General features: G+C 70.7%; 13 protein-coding genes. 9 read left to right on the forward strand and 4 right to left on the reverse strand.

What is annotated here, in order from left to right; all coding sequences use genetic code 11:
* Positions 1-2: 2 nt before the first annotated feature.
* The 5 genes from KV394_RS13245 (at position 3) to KV394_RS13265 (ending at position 3,482) form a co-directional block, all read left to right on the forward strand.
* Positions 3-1,145, forward strand: coding sequence for a phosphatidate cytidylyltransferase (locus KV394_RS13245; protein ID WP_205814445.1), 1,143 nt, complete (start codon positions 3-5; stop codon positions 1,143-1,145).
* Positions 1,145-1,726, forward strand: coding sequence for a DivIVA domain-containing protein (locus KV394_RS13250; protein WP_247981632.1), 582 nt, complete (start codon positions 1,145-1,147; stop codon positions 1,724-1,726). Before KV394_RS13245 ends, KV394_RS13250 begins: the two co-directional genes overlap by 1 nt.
* 65 nt (positions 1,727-1,791) lie before the next feature.
* A complete protein-coding gene (locus KV394_RS13255) occupies positions 1,792-2,466 on the forward strand; it encodes an aggregation-promoting factor C-terminal-like domain-containing protein (protein WP_136045734.1) in 675 nt (224 codons plus the stop codon).
* A gap of 9 nt (positions 2,467-2,475) precedes the next feature.
* Positions 2,476-2,763, forward strand: a complete 288-nt coding sequence (locus KV394_RS13260) for a hypothetical protein (protein WP_136031821.1) — start codon at positions 2,476-2,478, stop codon at positions 2,761-2,763.
* Positions 2,760-3,482: an alpha/beta hydrolase gene (locus KV394_RS13265; RefSeq protein ID WP_168442836.1), complete on the forward strand. Its 723-nt coding sequence runs from the start codon at positions 2,760-2,762 to the stop codon at positions 3,480-3,482. Before KV394_RS13260 ends, KV394_RS13265 begins: the two co-directional genes overlap by 4 nt.
* 27 nt (positions 3,483-3,509) lie before the next feature.
* Here KV394_RS13265 and KV394_RS13270 read toward each other — a convergent pair whose 3' ends face one another.
* On the reverse strand, positions 3,510-4,571 hold the full coding sequence (locus KV394_RS13270; RefSeq protein WP_136031823.1) for an AI-2E family transporter: 1,062 nt from the start codon (positions 4,569-4,571) through the stop codon (positions 3,510-3,512).
* Positions 4,572-4,748: 177 nt separating this feature from the next.
* On the opposite strand from KV394_RS13270, the gene KV394_RS13275 reads away from it, so the two are divergent.
* Both KV394_RS13275 and KV394_RS13280 read left to right on the forward strand, forming a co-directional pair.
* Positions 4,749-6,710, forward strand: a complete 1,962-nt coding sequence (locus KV394_RS13275) for a glycosyl transferase (protein WP_247981633.1) — start codon at positions 4,749-4,751, stop codon at positions 6,708-6,710.
* A complete protein-coding gene (locus KV394_RS13280; RefSeq protein WP_247981634.1) occupies positions 6,707-7,642 on the forward strand; it encodes a tetratricopeptide repeat protein in 936 nt (311 codons plus the stop codon). Before KV394_RS13275 ends, KV394_RS13280 begins: the two co-directional genes overlap by 4 nt.
* Positions 7,643-7,690: 48 nt before the next feature.
* Here the strand turns inward: KV394_RS13280 and glgB are convergent, their stop codons facing one another.
* From glgB to glgX, 3 genes are all read right to left on the reverse strand, one after another.
* Positions 7,691-9,898, reverse strand: coding sequence for a 1,4-alpha-glucan branching protein GlgB (gene glgB, locus KV394_RS13285; protein ID WP_247981635.1), 2,208 nt, complete (start codon positions 9,896-9,898; stop codon positions 7,691-7,693).
* Entirely contained in the window at positions 9,895-11,967 is a 2,073-nt protein-coding gene (locus KV394_RS13290) for an alpha-1,4-glucan--maltose-1-phosphate maltosyltransferase (RefSeq protein WP_407665444.1), read from the reverse strand. The genes glgB and KV394_RS13290 overlap by 4 nt, the downstream gene beginning before the upstream one ends.
* Positions 11,968-12,031: 64 nt before the next feature.
* Positions 12,032-14,104 carry a glycogen debranching protein GlgX gene (gene glgX, locus KV394_RS13295; RefSeq protein ID WP_247981636.1) on the reverse strand — a complete coding sequence of 691 codons (2,073 nt, stop codon included), beginning with the start codon at positions 14,102-14,104 and terminating at the stop codon, positions 12,032-12,034.
* A 104-nt stretch (positions 14,105-14,208) separates the two neighbouring features.
* Here glgX and KV394_RS13300 point away from each other — a divergent pair, with 104 nt between their 5' ends.
* Positions 14,209-15,384 (forward strand): cysteine desulfurase family protein, encoded by a 1,176-nt coding sequence (locus KV394_RS13300; RefSeq protein WP_247981637.1) that lies wholly within the window; start codon positions 14,209-14,211, stop codon positions 15,382-15,384.
* 9 nt (positions 15,385-15,393) lie between these two features.
* Positions 15,394-16,491, forward strand: coding sequence for a tRNA 2-thiouridine(34) synthase MnmA (gene mnmA / locus KV394_RS13305; RefSeq protein ID WP_247981638.1), 1,098 nt, complete (start codon positions 15,394-15,396; stop codon positions 16,489-16,491).
* Positions 16,492-16,514 lie beyond the last annotated feature (23 nt).

Consider the following 16,514-nt stretch of genomic DNA (forward strand, 5'->3'; position numbering starts at 1 on the left):
GCATGACCGACGAAACGCGAGACGCCGAGGAGGGCAAGCCGCTCACGCGCCGCGATGCGCGTGACGATGGCGTGTCCGAGGCCGGCGCCCCGCTCGCCGATGCAGCGTTCCCGGGGTTCGACGTCGCCGCGGTGCCGCCCCGCCCGCCGCTTCCCGAGCCCGAGACGCCGGCCGGTCCGGCGCGACGTCTCGACACGGCCGATCACAACGCGATCCGCGAGCAGTGGCGCGCCGCCCGCGACGAGTTCGGCACGCACGTGTCGCACGCACGGGATCAGTTCGATCAGGCCAACGAGCGGATCAAGCAGCGGACGGGGCGCGACCTCATGCTGGCGATCCTGATCGGGCTCGCGTTCGGCGGTGCCCTGCTCGCCTCGCTTCTCTTCATCAAGGCGCTGTTCGTGCCGTTCGCCCTCGCCGCCGCGCTGCTCGGTGTGTACGAGCTGTCCCGCGCGCTGCGGGCGGCAGGACGCCGTGTGGACGTCGTGCCGCAGCTGATCGCTGCGACGTTCCTCGTCCTCGGCGCCTACTTCGCGGCGCCGTGGCTGTCGTGGGTCATGCTGTTCGTGTCGGTGGCGTTCGTCATCGTCTGGCGCCTGGTGGCCCAGATGATCGCCAAGGACGGGCGCACCTACGGCGACGTGCTCACCGATGCGGTCATCGGCGGTTTCGTGCAGGTGTACGTCCCGTTCCTGGCGGGAGTGGCGCTGATCCTGCTCGAGCAGGAGGGCGGGCAGTGGTGGGTCCTGAGCTTCATCGCCATCGCCGTCGCCGCTGATACCGGTGCCTATGCGGCCGGTCTCGCGTTCGGACGCCATCCGATGGCACCGCGGATCAGTCCCAAGAAGACCTGGGAGGGCTTCGGCGGTGCTGTCGTGGCGTCGCTCGTCGCCGGTGTGCTCCTCGCGATCCTTCTGCTGGATCTGCCCTGGTGGGGCGGGCTGATCTTCGGAGCAGCGATCCTGCTGTCCGCGACGCTGGGTGACCTCGGCGAGTCCATGCTCAAACGCGATCTCGGCATCAAGGACATGAGCTCCTGGCTGCCCGGTCACGGCGGTCTGCTGGATCGACTCGACAGCATCCTGCCCTCGACGATCCCCGCGTTGTGCCTCTACTTCCTCCTCTCTCCCTGGGTGGTGCTGTGATGACCGACAACCGGACCGACGAGAAGACCCGGCCTTCGGCGCCCCCTGCGTTCGCGGTGACGTCGGGGCGCACGCGCGGATATCACCGTGCAGCCGTCGACACGTTCCTCGCGTCGGCGCGCCGCGCGTTCGAGACCGGGAGCGACGAGCTCACGGCGGACGCCGTCCGCACGGCCTCGTTCCCCCTCGTCAAGGAGGGTTACGTCGTCGCTGACGTGGACGCCGCACTCGGACGGGTGGAGGACGCCTTCGCTGCACGCGAGCGGGAGCGCGCCGTGCGATCGCTGGGTGCGGGTGCCTGGGTCGAGCAGGCGAGGGCGGACGCGCAGGTCATCCTCGATCACCTCGCGCGGCCGGCGCGCCACCGTTTCGGCCGGACCGGCATCCTCACCTTCGGCTACCGCGTCGACGAGGTCGATCATGTGATGTCGCGCATCGTCCGCTACCTGCGCGACGGCGACCCCCTGACCGCGGAGCAGCTCCGATCCGCGGCGTTCCGCATGCAGCGCGGGGGGTACCGGGAGGAGCAGGTGGACGCGCTCCTGGACGCGACGATCGACGTGATCCTGGCGGTCCGCTGAGTCGTGGATGGCCTGTCCAGGCTCCTGTGCGTAAACTGTCTCCCATCGTGTACTCCCGAAACGACATGAACCTCGATCGAACCGCTGCGTCGCCGGTGCCTGCCGCGACCGCGACGTCGGTGACCCGAGGGGCCCGCCGGTGGACGCGCCGTCGTGGCGTCGCCGGTGCCTTCAGCGGGCTGGCTGTCGTCGGATTGGCCGCCGCGATGGTCGCACCGACCGGCGTCGCTCTCGCAGAGCCCGCGCCGCAGGAGTCGCCGGAGTCGGTCTACGCCGCTGCCCTCGCCGATACGCAGGACCTGACGGTGACGGTGAAGGGCGCCGAGATCACTCCGCTCGCCCGTGGCACGTTCGAGATCTACGTCAAGCCGAAGCCGCCGCCCCCGCCGCCCGCCCCGACCGCGACGAGCGGTTCGAAGGGCAAGCCCTCCGGCGGTGGATCGCTCCCGCCGTACAGCGGTGGCGGTGCGCCGGCCGAGTGGATGGCTGCGGCGGGCATCGCTCAGAGCGACTGGCAGTACGTCGACTACATCGTGTCGCGCGAGAGCGGCTGGAACCCCAACGCGACGAACAAGTCGTCCGGTGCCTGCGGTCTCGTGCAGGCGCTGCCGTGCAGCAAGGTGCCCGGAAACGGCTACAACCCGGTCGACAACCTGCGCTGGGCCACCGGCTACGCCACGGGTCGCTACGGCAGCTGGGCGGGCGCGTACAACTTCTGGACCACCAACCACTGGTGGTGAGCAGGCACCATGCCCCGCTCACGTCGACGCCCTCCGGCGCGCCCTGACCCCGACGCGTCGCTCGATCGCCTGCTGGCGGGGTGGAAGCGCACGGAGATCCGTCGCGGTGTCGAGTGGACCGTTCAGCCCGTCTCCGCGGTGCAGGCGCTGAAGGAGTACGTCTGCCCGGGGTGCGGACGGGTGATCGAGCCCGGTACCGCGCACGTCGTCGCCTGGCGGGCGGACGGGGTTCTGGGGGAGGCTGCCGCCCTCGCCGACCGCCGGCACTGGCACAACCACTGTTGGAGGATCGCATGACCATCGAGATCCGGGGACCGCTGCAGTTGCCGGCGCGCCGCGAGGACATCGAGCTGACGACGGCGGACGGCCTGACCCTGGTCGGGGAGCTCGCCCTGCCCGCGGAGAGCGAGCCGGTCGCGACGCTCGTCACGCTGCATCCGCTTCCCACGGCCGGCGGATTCATGGATTCGCACATCCTGCGGAAGGCGGCGGCTCGTCTGCCCGCCCTCGCCGATCTCGCGGTCCTGCGCTTCAACACCCGTGGCACCACGTCTCCGCGCGGCACGAGCGATGGTGCGTTCGACGGCGGGGCTCTGGAGCAGTTCGACGTCGCCGCGGCCATGGAGTTCGTGCACGCTCGCGCGCTGCCGCGCCCCTGGCTGCTGGGCTGGTCGTTCGGCACGGAGCTGGCGCTGAAGTACGGCCGCGACCACGCGATCGAGGGCATCATCCTGCTGTCGCCGCCGCTGCACCGCGCGACGGACGAAGAGGTCGCCGCCTGGGCGGAAGCCGATCGTGAGGTCGTGGTCCTGGTTCCGGAGTTCGACGACTATCTGCGGCCGGCCGAGGCCGAGAAGCGCTTCGCCTCGATCCCGCACGCGCGTCTGATCCCCGTGGAGGGCGGCAAGCACCTCTGGGTGGGGGAGACGCAGACGCGACGCGTGCTCACCGAGGTGGTCGCTGCCGTGAACCCGTCGGCGCTCCCACTACCGACGCACTGGTCCGACGACTCCTGACCACCGCACGGCGCGTCGGACGACGCGTCAGAGGTCGTTCATGCGCGGGATCAGCACCTGGCGGTAGATGATCAGGATGCTCGCCGCGACGGGGATGGCGATGAGCGCCCCGAGCAGACCCAGCAGGCTGCCGCCGGCGAGGGCGGCGACGACGACGACCGCGCCGGGGACGGAGACCGCGCGGCTCATGATGCGCGGGGAGATGACGTACGCCTCGATCTGCATGTAGATCAGGTAGTAGATCCCCGCGGCCAGCGCGGTGGCGGGGGAGCCGAGCCCGGGGATCAGGCAGACCAGCACGATGATCGTGGAACCGGTGAGTGTGCCCACCAGCGGGATCAGGGAGAAGAAGAACGCGATGACCGCGAGGACGGCGGGGAACGGCGCCTCGATGATCGTCAGGTAGATCGCGCTGAGCACGCCGTTGATGACGCCCTGGGACACCTGGCCCATGACGTAGTAGCCGACCGAATCGGTGATCTGCTCGGACAGGTCGATGAACCGGTCGCGCTTCGACGACGGCACCAGCTGGTACACGGCTCGCTTGAGCGACGGGGTCGACGCCGTGAGGTAGATCGTGAGGATCAGCACGATGAAGGCCCCGAACACGCCGCTCAGCACGGCGCCGCTGGCGATCAGCACTCCCTGTCCGATCGACCCCCCGATCTCCGCCAGGTTCGTGGTCAGCCAGTCCTCGATGTAGTTGAAGACGTCGTCGACCAGAAGGTTCGGGAACGTCTCCTGGATCCAGTCCTTCAGGTCGTCGATCGCGGTGCCGCGCTGGACGATCGTGGTGATCTGCGCGATCAATTGCGAGATCTGGTCGACGAGCACCGGCAGCACGATCAGGATGATCCCGACGAAGACCGCAAGGACCGCGAGGATCGTGACGAGCACGGCGAGCCACCGGGGGAGTCGCCGTCGCTCGAGGAACGAGACGAGGGGATCGAGGCCCAGGCTCAGGAAGAGCGCCGTCCCGATGTAGAGCAGCACGGTCGAGAGGGTCTGCACGCTGCTGATCAGCAGGATCCCGAGTCCCACGCCGAGCGTCGCCACGAGGGCGGTGCGGAACGGATTGTGGATCTTCATCGGTGCTCCTCGAGACGGCTGCAGCAAGGCTATCGAGCCCGGAGCACGGTGCCGCGACGACGTGCCGTCCGTTGCCCACGCGAACTGCTCGTGGGCAACACACAGGTGACTTCGCTAGTCTGAAATGTCGAGTGTGGCGTCGCGGGCGGGTATTCGCGATGCGTGAGGAGACTATTCGTGCGTTTCGTATGGGCCGTGGTGGCCTTCGTGCTGGCTGCCGTGCTGATCGGCGCGGGTATCGCTCAGCGGACCGTCTTCATGGGCCCATCGAACCAGCAGGAGCGCGTCTCGATCGAGGAGCCCGCGCCGTTCGTGCTGATGGACGGCGACGTGCTGCGGACCAACCCGGGCTCGCAGAAGCTCGTGGTGAGCGGCGAGGGCGAGATCTTCGCCAGCTACGGCCGGACCGCCGACATGCAGGCCTGGCTGGCCGACTCCGACTACAACCACGTCTCGGTCGGTGACGACGGTGAGTTCGTGGTGGAGCACGTCTCGGCTCCTGCTGAGGAGGAGACGACGGAGCCCGGCGACGAGGCGGGAGCGACGCCGGCACCCGAAGAGACGCCGGCCACCGACGCCGAGACCGAGGAGCCCGCAGGTCGCGACCCGGTCGGCTCCGACCTGTGGCTGGACTCCTTCAGCGAGGAGAACCTGCTCACGGCCGACAACATGCAGCTCCCAGAGGGCACGAGCGTACTCATCGCCTACGACGGCACGAGAGACGCTCCGGACGACATCGTGGTCTCCTGGCCCCTCGACAACAGCACCCCGCTCGCCGGACCGTTGATGGTCGCGGGTGGGATCGTGCTCGTGATCGGCCTCGTGCTCTACATCCTCGCGATCCGCCACCAGCGCCGCGGACGTGGGCCGCGCCGGAAAGGCCCCGGGCCGCTCCCGATGACGGAGCCGATCGAGGTCGCCGCACTGCCCGCGGGCGAGCGCGCGGCTCTCGATGCGGCCGACGCGAAGCCGACGTCCGACCCCGGTGTCGAGGACGCCGAGGTGGTGGAGGACGAGCCGACGCCTCGCGCAGAGCCGGAGGGGAAGTCCTCCCTGCGCGCCGCCGGAGCGACGCGCCGCCGTCGGATGCTGGTCCTGCCCGCCCTGGGGCTCACCGCGCTCCTGGCCGCCGGGTGCTCGGCCGACTCCTGGCCGCAGCTGGGCGACGCCTCCGCCACGCCCTCGCCGTCGCCGACCGTGATCGCCCCCGAGAACCAGAAGCCGCCGGCGGTCACCGAGGCCCAGGCGAAGCGCATCCTGAAGAGCCTGGCCGACACGGTCGCCGAGGCCGACAGCACCCTCGACGCCGACCTCGCGGCCACCCGCCTCGTCGGCCCCGCGCTCGAGGAGCGCGTCGCCGACTACGCCATCCGCGCGAAGGTCACCAACGACGCGCCTCCCGTGGCCATCCCCACCGACGACGTGCGGGTCGTGCTGCCCGAGGCCACGGACCGCTGGCCGCGCACCGTTCTCATGCTCTCGCAGAGCGCCGACGACGACACCGTCCCGCCCGTGCTGCTCACGATGACGCAGGACGACCCGTGGTCGAACTACAAGGTGACCAACCTGGCCCAGATGGCCGCCGACGCACAGTTCCCGGAGGTCGCGGCGAGCTGGCTCGGCACTTCCATGGTGCCGGCCGACTCCGCGTTCCTGACGCTGCCGCCCGACCAGGTGGCCACGGCGTTCTCCGACGTGGTCGACAACGTGGAGAAGAGCCAGTACTACGGCCAGTTCGACGATCTCTCGTTGGCGGTCGCCCAGTCGATCCGTGATGGGCGGCAGACCGTGGTGCAGGGGCTCGTGGATGCGAATGCCGCCGAGACATCGAAGACGGCGTTCAAGGCGGCGCCCACGACCACCGAGCCGGTCTCCATGACCACCCTCGACAGCGGCGCGATCGTCGCCGTCTCGGTGCTCGACGTCGAGACCATCACCCCGGTCAACTCCGACGTCGTCATCCGCTTCGGCAACAACGAGCAGGCCAAGGCGCTCACGGGCGTGACCGAGTCGTCGACGGGTGTCGAGACGACGTACCTGAGTCAGTTGTTCTTCGCCGTCCCCTCGCAGGGTTCGAGCGAGCCGATCAAGCTCCTGGCCTCCACCCAGGACCTGCTCTCCGTGAAGGTGATCAAGTGACCGACATCTCTCCCGCGGCGCTGCGTGGCGCCGTCGACCTCTCGAGTCTCCGCAACCGCCCCACCCCGTCCTCCGGGGGCGGCCCCGCGACGCAGGGCCAGGGCATCACCGATGTGGTCGTCGATGCGACGGACGAGACCTTCGGCGAGGTCCTGGAGATCTCCCGCACCGTCCCGGTCGTGGTCGACCTGTGGGCCGAGTGGTGCGGGCCGTGCAAGCAGCTGAGCCCGATCATCGAGAAGGTCACCCGCGAGCTGGGCGGTCGCGTGCTGTTGGCGAAGGTGGACGTGGACGCGAACCCGCAGCTCGCCCAGAGCTTCCGCGCGCAGTCGATCCCGATGGTGGTCGCGCTGATCGCCGGGCAGCCGGTGCCGATGTTCACGGGTGCCGTGCCGGAGCAGCAGGTGCGCGAGGTGTTCGCCCAGCTGCTCCAGTTAGCGGCGCAGAACGGCGTGTCCGGGACGCTCTCGATCTCGGGCGATGCTGCAGCGGATGCGCCCGAGCCGGTCGAGCCCGAGCTGCCCCCGCTCCACGCCGAGGCGTACGCCGCGATCGAGGCGGGCGACTACGCCGCCGCCATCCGCGCATATGAGAAGGCGCTGGCCGAGAACCCGCGCGATGAAGACGCCATCGCCGGGCTCGGGCAGGTGCGCCTGCTCCACCGCGTGCAGGGCCTCGATCTGCAGGAGGCGCGGGCCGCGGCCGCCGCCGGACCGCTCGACGTGCAGGCGCAGTTCGACGTGGCGGATCTCGACCTCGCCGGAGGGCACGTGGATGACGCGTTCGCGCGGCTCCTCGATCTGTTCGCTCAGCTCCCGTCGGACCAGCGGGCGCCGGTGCGCGAGCGGCTCGTGGAGCTGTTCGGCCTCATCGGCCCCGCCGACCCGCGCGTCGTGTCGGCGCGCAACCGGCTGTCCTCGCTGCTGTTCTGAGTCCGCGCCCCGGGCGAGGTCGTCCTCGCGGGGCGCGGCCGGCGCAGCTCAGCCGTTGTTGACGGTGGGGACGTGCGGCTCGGGCTGGTAACGCAGCCAGAGGGTCGACAGTGCGGGGAGCGTGATCGCCGCCGTCGCGGTGCCGCTGTCGTCGCGCACGGCGACCACCATCCCGAGGTTGCCCGATCCGTGTCCTCCGTATTCCGCGGCGTCCGAGTTGAGCACCTCCTGCCACACGCCCTCGCGGGGGAGTGCGAGTCGGTAGTCGGTGCGCTCGACCCCGGCGAAGTTGCTCACGACCACCAGCCGCCCGCCGTGGGCGTCGCGCCGCTCGAAGGCGATCACGGAGGGGTCCCAGCTGGGGGCGCCGAGCCGCGTGAACGACGATCCGTCGCTGTCACGCTCCCACAGCGGCGCCTGGGCGCGGTACACGCCGTTGAGCGCGCCGACGAAGTCCTGCAGCTGGGCGTGCGAGGGCTGCTCGCGCAGCCACCAGTCGAGTTCGCGCCCCTCCGACCACTCGGCGAGCTGCCCGAACTCCTGGCCCATGAACAGCAGCTTCTTGCCCGGGTGTCCCCACATGTAGGCCAGGTAGGCGCGGACGTTGGCGAGCTTGTGCGTGTGGTCGCCGGGCATCTTCGCGAGCAGGCTGCCCTTCCCGTGCACCACTTCGTCGTGACTGATGGGCAGCACGTAGTTCTCGCCGAAGGCGTAGACGAACGAGAACGTCATCTCGCCCTCATGGTGCGCGCGATACATCGGGTCGCGGGCGATGTACTGCAGCGAGTCGTTCATCCAGCCCATGTTCCACTTGAACCCGAACCCGAGTCCCGCGTGATCCGTGGGCGCGGTGACGCCGGGGAAGCTCGTCGACTCCTCCGCGATCATGAGGATCCCGGGGTGCAGGCGGTAGGCGGTGGCGTTCACCTCCTGGAGGAACCGGATCGCCTCGAGGTTCTCGCGACCCCCGTGGACGTTGGGCTCCCACTCGCCGTCGCGGCGCGAGTAGTCGAGGTACAGCATCGAGGCGACCGCGTCGACGCGCAGCCCGTCCACATGGAACTCCTCCAGCCAGTAGAGGGCGTTCGCGACGAGGAAGCCGCGGACCTCGGGGCGACCGTAGTCGAAGATGAGCGTGCCCCAGTCCTGATGCTCGCCGCGGCGGGGATCGGGGTGCTCGTAGAGGGGCTGGCCGTCGAAGCGGGCGAGCGCGAACTCGTCCTTCGGGAAGTGGCCGGGGACCCAGTCGAGGATCACGCCGATGCCCGCCTGGTGCAAGCGGTCGATGAGGTAGCGCAGATCGTCCGGCGTGCCGTAGCGGCTCGTCGGCGCGTAGTACCCGCTGACCTGGTAGCCCCAGGAGCCGCCGAACGGGTGCTCGGCGAGCGGGAGGAACTCCACGTGGGTGAACCCCGTCTGCTGCACGTGCTCGATGAGGGGATCGGCGACCTCACGGTAGCCGAGACCGCCCCGCCAGGAGCCCAGGTGCACCTCGTAGACCGAGAGCGGCTGCGCGACCGCGTGGGTCGCGGCGCGCCGGGTCATCCACGCGCCGTCCTGCCACGCATAGGTCGAGGCGGTGACGACCGACGCGGTCTCCGGCGGCAGCTGCGCGGCGAGCGCCATCGGGTCGGCCTTGAGGATCCACGCACCGGCGCGGGTGCGGATCTGGTACTTGTACCGGGTGCCGAGCGGCAGGTCGGGGATGAACAACTCCCAGACGCCGCTCACGCCCATCGACCGCATGGCGTGCGTCTCGCCGTTCCACCCGTTGTGGTCTCCGACCACGCGTACGGCGCTGGCGTTCGGCGCCCAGACCGCGAACGCGACACCCGCCTCGCCGCCGTGCGTGGTGGGATGCGCTCCCAGCACCTCCCAGAGCCGCTCGTGCCGTCCCTCCGCGATGAGGTGCAGGTCGAGCTCGCCGAGCGCGGGGGAGTGACGGTACGGGTCGCCGGTGATCGCTTCGTCGTCCACGTCGCGGTAGCGCGTCGCCAGTCGATAGGGGACGGGCGGCCCGGGGTGACGGCCCTCCCACAGCCCGTGGGTCACGTGCGAGAGCTCGAGCCGGGTGCCGTCGGCGAACACGGCGGCGACGGAGGAGGCCAGCGGGCGGCGGGCGCGGATGATCGTGACCGTCCGCCCCGCGGCGTCCTCGGCGGGATGGGTTCCCAGCACGGCGTGCGGATCGTGGTGCTGTCCCTCGGCGACGGCGACCCACTCGGCGGATGCGATCGCTTCTTCGGCAAAGCTCATGCTCTCTCCCTCACCTTCAGGATGTGCACCGGCTCGGCGAAGGCGTCGAGCCGCACGTAGTTGTGGTCGCTCCAGGTCCAGACACTGCCGGTCAGCAGATCCTCGACCTCGAACGGTTCGCCCGGGGGGACACCCCAGCGGGTCGTGTCGAGGTGGACCGTGGTCTCCCTGACCGAGTGCGGGTCGACGTTCGCGACCACGATGATCGTGTCTGCCTGTCCCGTGCCGGTGAACGCCGCATCGAGGTGCTTGCTGTAGACCAGGACGGCGTCGTCGTCGCTCCAGTGGGTCTCCAGGTTCCGCAGCTGCCTCAGCGCCGGATGCTCGGCGCGGATCGCGTTGAGCCGACGCAGCAGCGGGGCGAGGGACTCACCGCGCTCCTCGGCACCGCGCCAGTCGCGGAACTTGTACTCGTACTTCTCGTTGTCGATGTTCTCCTCCGAGCCGGGACGCGCCACGTTCTCGAAGAGCTCGTATCCCGCATACACCCCGTACACCGGCCCCGCGGTGGCCGCGATGCAGGCCCGGATGCGGTAGGCCGCCCGGCCGCCGAACTGGAGGTACTCGGTGAGGATGTCGTGCGTGTTCACGAACAGATTCGGTCGCATGTAGTCCGCGGTGTCGTGGGAGATGCTGGTGAGGAACTCCTCCAGCTCCGCCTTGGTGTTGCGCCAGGTGAAGTAGCTGTAGCTCTGCTGGAATCCCACCGCAGCGAGCGCCCGCATGACGGCGGGACGGGTGAAGGCCTCCGCGAGGAACACGACCCCCGGATCGCTCTCGTTCACGGTGCGGATGAGCCACTCCCAGAACCGGAGCGGCTTCGTGTGCGGGTTGTCCACCCGGAAGATGCGCACGCCCTGTGCCACCCAGTGCTGCACGACCCGCAGCATCTCCGAGGCGATGCCCTCGGGGTCGTTGTCGAAGTTGAGCGGATAGATGTCCTGGTACTTCTTGGGCGGGTTCTCCGCGTAGGCGATCGTGCCGTCCGGCAGGGTCGTGAACCACTCCGGATGCTCGCGGACCCACGGGTGGTCGGGGGACGCCTGCAACGCGAGGTCGAGCGCGACCTCGAGCCCTTCCTTCTCGGCAGCCCGGACGAAGGCCCGGAAGTCCTGGGCGCTACCGAGGTCGGGATGGATGGCGTCGTGCCCGCCCTCGGCCGCACCGATCGCGTACGGGGAGCCGGGGTCGCCCGGCTCGGCCACCAGCGTGTTGTTGCGTCCCTTGCGGTTGGTCGAGCCGATGGGGTGGATGGGCACGAGGTAGATCACGTCGAACCCCATGGCCGCCACGTCGGGGAGCCGCTTCGCAGCCGTCCGGAAGGTGCCGCTCCGCACCGAGCCGTCCTTCAGCCGCCGCGCCCCCTCCGAGCGGGGGAAGAACTCGTACCAGGCACCCACCCCTGCTCGCGTGCGATCGACGTGGAGGTGCTGGTCCGCAGAGGCGGAGCGCAGCGACATCAGGGGACGCTCGGCGAAGACGACCGCGAGCTCCGGGTCTGCCGCGAGGGAGGCGGCGATCGCGGCGTCTCCCGTGCGCAGCGCCTCGGCGCCCTCGCGCAGGCGGCGACGCTGGGCCGCTGGCCGGTCCTTCTCGGCGGCGGCCCTGGCCAGCAGCTCGGCGCCGAGTGCGGCCACGACCGGGACATCGACGCCGGCGGCGAGCTTGAGCCGTGCGGCATGCGCCCAGGTGGCGTAGTCGTCGGAGAAGGCCTCGAAGCGATACCGCCACGGACCCTCCAGGTCCAGCGCGATCGAGACCGTCCACGTGTCGGTGCCGTCCGCGAGCGCGGTCAGACGGTGCAGGCTCTGCTCTCCGGTGGGGGCGGTGAGGCGCACGTGCACGCCGATGAGGTCGTGCCCTTCCCGGAACGACACCACCCGGAACGGCACGACCTCGCCGGCGAACGCCTTCGCGGGAAAGCCGCCGGGGACCGAGGGCGAGCCGTCGAGGAGCGGGATCCGCGTCGTGCGCAGCTCGCCGGGGAGGTCGGCGCCGTCGAACTCGCGCGGCGGGATCTGAGCGGGGCTCCGGAGAGCCGGGGGCCGGGTACCAGCACGTGCAGTCACAGTGCGAATCTACCGCTCCGGTGTGCCGGAGCCTACCGCTCGACCCGGGCGCAGAACCGTGCTATCACTCGACGCGGAACAGGCGCATCGAAGTGCCGGGAACGGACAGGACGTCGCCGGGCTCGAAGACCTCCGCGTGCGCGGAGGGGTGCTCGTCGGCACTCGACCAGAGCGAGACGAACCGGTTCGCGCCGTCGATCTCCAGCGGCAGTCGCACGTCGATCGGCGCCTCCGTGCCGTGCACGATCAGGAGGATGCGGTTCGCCGCCTCGGTGTCGGGCGTGGAGGCGGCGACGTACTGCAGCGTGCGGTTGCCGGGATCGTTCCACTGCCCCGGTTCCATCGTCTCGCCGTTCTGGTCGTACCAGTCCATGACCGAGGCGTTCGGGATGTGCTCGCCGAGCCGGGCGTAGCGGCTGGGGCGCAGCGCGGGATTCTCCTGGCGCAGCCGGATGAGTCGCGTGACGTGCGCGCGCAGATCCTGCTGCCACGGCTCCAGCTCCCATCCGAGCCACGTGAGCGGAGAGTCCTGGGCGTAGGCGTTGTTGTTCCCGCGCTGAGTGCGCCCGACCTCGTCGCCGGCGGTGAGCATGGGGATGCCCGCGGACAGCAGGACCGTGCCCAGGAGGTTGCGCATGGCCTTCCGGCGGGCAGCGAGGATCGCAGGATCGTCGGTGGGGCCCTCGACGCCGTGGTTGAAGGCGCGGTTGGTGTCGGCGCCGTCGCGGTTGTTCTCGCCGTTCGCCTCGTTGTGCTTGACGTCGTAGGAGACGAGGTCGTGGAGCGTGAAGCCGTCGTGCGCCGTGACGAAGTTGATGCTGGCGAGCGGACCGCGCTCCTCGCTGAAGGTGTTGGAGGAGCCCGCGAGGCGCGTGGCGAAGCCGCCGATGCCCACCGGGGCGGAGGCGCGACGGGCGTAGTCGATGTCGCTCAGCCAGAAGTTGCGCACCCGGTCGCGGTAGCGGTCGTTCCACTCGTGCCACCCCGTGGGGAAGTTGCCCGTCTGCCAGCCGCCCAGCCCCACGTCCCACGGCTCGGCGATGAGCTTGGTGTCGGCGAGCACGGGGTCGGCGGCGATCGCCCGCAGCAGCGGATGCTCCGGGTTGTATGTGTGGGCGGCGTCTCGGGCGATCGCGGTCGCGAGGTCGAAGCGGAAACCGTCGATCTGCATCTCCTCCGCCCAGTACCGCAGCGAGTCCAGGACGAGGCGGGCGCCGGCGTCGGTGCTGGTGTCCAGCGTGTTGCCGCACCCGGTGGTGTCGATGTAGACGCCGTTCCCGTCCTGCCGGTAGTAGCTCGCGTTGTCGATACCGCGCAGGCTCGAGCGCGGGCCGCCGATGCCCTCCTCCGAGGTGTGGTTGTAGACGACGTCGAGGATGACCTCGAGCCCGGCCTCGTGGAGCAGCTTCACCATGCCCTTGAACTCGGCGATGATCGCCTCCGGTCCGCGCTTGCGGGCGTCCTCGGTGGCGTACGCGGCGTGAGGCGTGAAGTAGTTGAGGGTGTTGTAGCCCCAGTAGTTGGTGAGGCCGCGCTCGAGCAGGCGCGGCTCCGGCACGAAGGCGTGCACGGGCAGGAGCTCGACGGAGGTGATGCCGAGCGCGTGGAAGTGCTCGATCATCGCGGGGTGTGCGAGACCCGCGTACGTGCCGTGCAGCGCGGGCGGCACCTCGGGGTGGCGCTTGGTCATGCCCTTGAGATGGCCCTCGTAGATCACGGTGCGATCGAGCGGGATGCGCGGCTTGCTCGTGTTCCCCCAGTCGAAGCCGTCGACGATGACCACCGACCGCCACTCCTGGTAGCCGTGTCCCTGGGCGAGGCCCTTCGCGTAGGGGTCGAGCAGCAGCGTCTCGGGGTTGAACGTGTTGCCGGGGCCGTGCGGCCCTCCCACGCGGACCGCGTACCGGGTTCCTGGCTGGAGCAGGGCAGACGTGACCTCCCACACGCCGCCCGGCCGACGCTCGAGCGCGGCCTGGTCCGTGACCCAGTCGAGGTCGGTCGCGTCGAAGACGACCAGCTCCATCGACGAGGCGTTGCCCGACCAGACCCGCAGGGTGCCGCCGCCGTCGTGCAGGCGGACGCCGAGATCGTCGAGGGCCGATCCGCCGGGGACGACGGGGACGCGGGAGTCAGGCATGAATACACCCTAGGCGTGTTGCATTTCAGTCTCATGTCGGCGCGGACCCGGTCCCAGAGGCACGACAGTGTCCGCACGACCGGGGATCGGGGGAGAATCGAGGTATGCGGCACTACCTCGATCACGCGGCGACCACGCCTCTGCGCGCGGAGGCCCGCGACGCCTGGCTCGAGGCGGCGACCGTCGTGGGCAACGCCTCGTCGACGCACGGCGCCGGACAGGACGCGCGGCGCCTGCTGGAGGAGTCGAGGGAGCGGCTCGCCGCGGTGCTCCACGCCGACCCGATCGAGGTCGTGTTCACCTCGGGGGGCACGGAGTCGATCAACCTCGCCGTGCAGGGGCTCTGGCGCGCACGGGACGCGGGCACCACCGCGATCGTGCTGCCCGACGGGGAGCATCACGCCACGATGGACACCGTCGCGGCTCTCGCCGCGGAGGGCGCGGAGGTCCGCGCGGTCCCGGTGTCGCCGGAGGCGCGCATCGATGACCCCCGCTTCGCCGCCGCGCTTCCGGGTGCCGCGCTCGCGACGGCTCTGGTCGCCAACAACGAGGCCGGCACGATCAACGATGTGGCCGCCCTCGCGGCGGCCGCGGCCGACAACCGCGTGCCGTTGCACCTCGACGCGGTCGCGGCCCTGGGCCACGTGCCGCTCTCCTTCCGGGGCCTGCGCGGGTCGGCGGAGGGTCATGGCGGGCTCGTCGCGCTGAGCATCGCGGGCCACAAGGTGGGTGCTCCGGTCGGGGCCGGCGCACTGCTGGTCGCCCGGTCGGCTCGTCTCGCTCCGCTGCTGCGCGGCGGTGGACAGCAGCGGGGACTCCGGGCGGGCACGCAGGACGTGGCGGGCGCGGCGGCGCTGGCCACCGCGGTCGAGCTGGCCGAGAGCGAGCGCGAGGAGGAGGCGCGGCGGCTGCGTGCTCTGCGTGACCGCCTCGTCGAGGGCGTTCGCGCGCGGGTGCCCGCCGCCGAGCTCCTGGGCGACCCGCACGTGCGGTTGCCGGGCAATGCGCAGCTGCTGTTCCCGGGGGCCGTGGGGGAGAGCCTGCTCTTCCTCCTCGACGTCGCCGGGGTATCGGTGTCCACCGGCTCGGCCTGTCAGGCGGGGGTCGCGGAGCCCTCCCACGTGGTGATGGCGATGGGCCGGTCGGAGCGAGACGCCCGCAGCGTGCTGCGCTTCTCTCTGGGGCGCACCTCCCGCGATGATGACGTGGACGCCGTGCTGTCGGTGATCGCGGACGCGTATGCGCGTGCGTCCGGCGCCGGCTCAGCTGCGCGCTCGTAGACTGGACCCATGCGGATCCTTGCGGCGATGAGCGGCGGCGTCGACTCCGCCGTCGCCGCGGCGAGGGCGGTCGAGGCCGGGCATGACGTCGTCGGCGTGCACCTCGCCCTGTCCCGCGCGGGCGGGACGCTGCGCACGGGCAGCCGCGGCTGCTGCACGATCGAGGACGCGCTCGACGCGCGCCGCGCCGCCGACCTGCTCGGGATCCCCTTCTACGTGTGGGACTTCTCGGAGCGGTTCCGTGACGACGTGATCGACGACTTCATCGCCGAGTACCGCGCCGGGCGCACCCCGAACCCCTGTATGCGCTGCAACGAGAAGATCAAGTTCGCCGCGCTCCTGGAACGGGCGATCGAGCTGGGCTTCGACGCCGTCTGCACGGGGCACTACGCCACCCTGTTCGAGGGGCCGGACGGCCGGGAGCTGCACCGGGCATCCGACAACGCCAAGGACCAGTCGTACGTGCTCGGTGTGCTCACTGCCGAGCAGCTCGCGCACACCTACTTCCCGCTCGGCACGACGCCCTCCAAAGCGGTCGTGCGCGCTGAGGCGGCAGCCAGGGGCCTGACCGTCGCCCAGAAGCCCGACAGCCACGACATCTGCTTCATCCCGGACGGCGACACGCGCGGGTGGCTGGCGGAGAAGGTCGGTGCGGAGACCGGGGAGATCGTCGACCGCAGCGGCGCGGTGGTCGGCGAGCACGAGGGCGCGCACGCCTTCACGGTGGGGCAGCGGCGAGGGCTCAAGCTCGGGGTGCCGGCCGCGGACGGCAAGCCCCGGTTCGTGCTGGAGGTCCGGCCGGTGTCCAACACCGTGGTCGTCGGGCCGAAGGAGGCGCTCGCGATCGCCGAGATCGCGGGGGAGCGGTTCAGCTGGGCCGGCGCGGCGCCCGTGGAGTCGTCCTTCGCATGCGACGTGCAGATCCGCGCGCACGCCGACCCCGTTCCCGCCACGGCCACCGTGACCGCGGACGGCGTCCGTGTGGCTCCGGAGGTTCCGCTCGACGGCGTCGCACCGGGGCAGACCGCGGTGTTGTACGTCGGCACGCGCGTGCTGGGCCAGTTCACGATCGACACCACGGTCTCGGCGGTTCCGGTCGGCGTCTGATCCCGGCGGATGTCGGCGGCCGC

The organism is Microbacterium sufflavum, assembly GCF_023101165.1.
GTDB lineage: Bacteria > Actinomycetota > Actinomycetes > Actinomycetales > Microbacteriaceae > Microbacterium > Microbacterium sufflavum.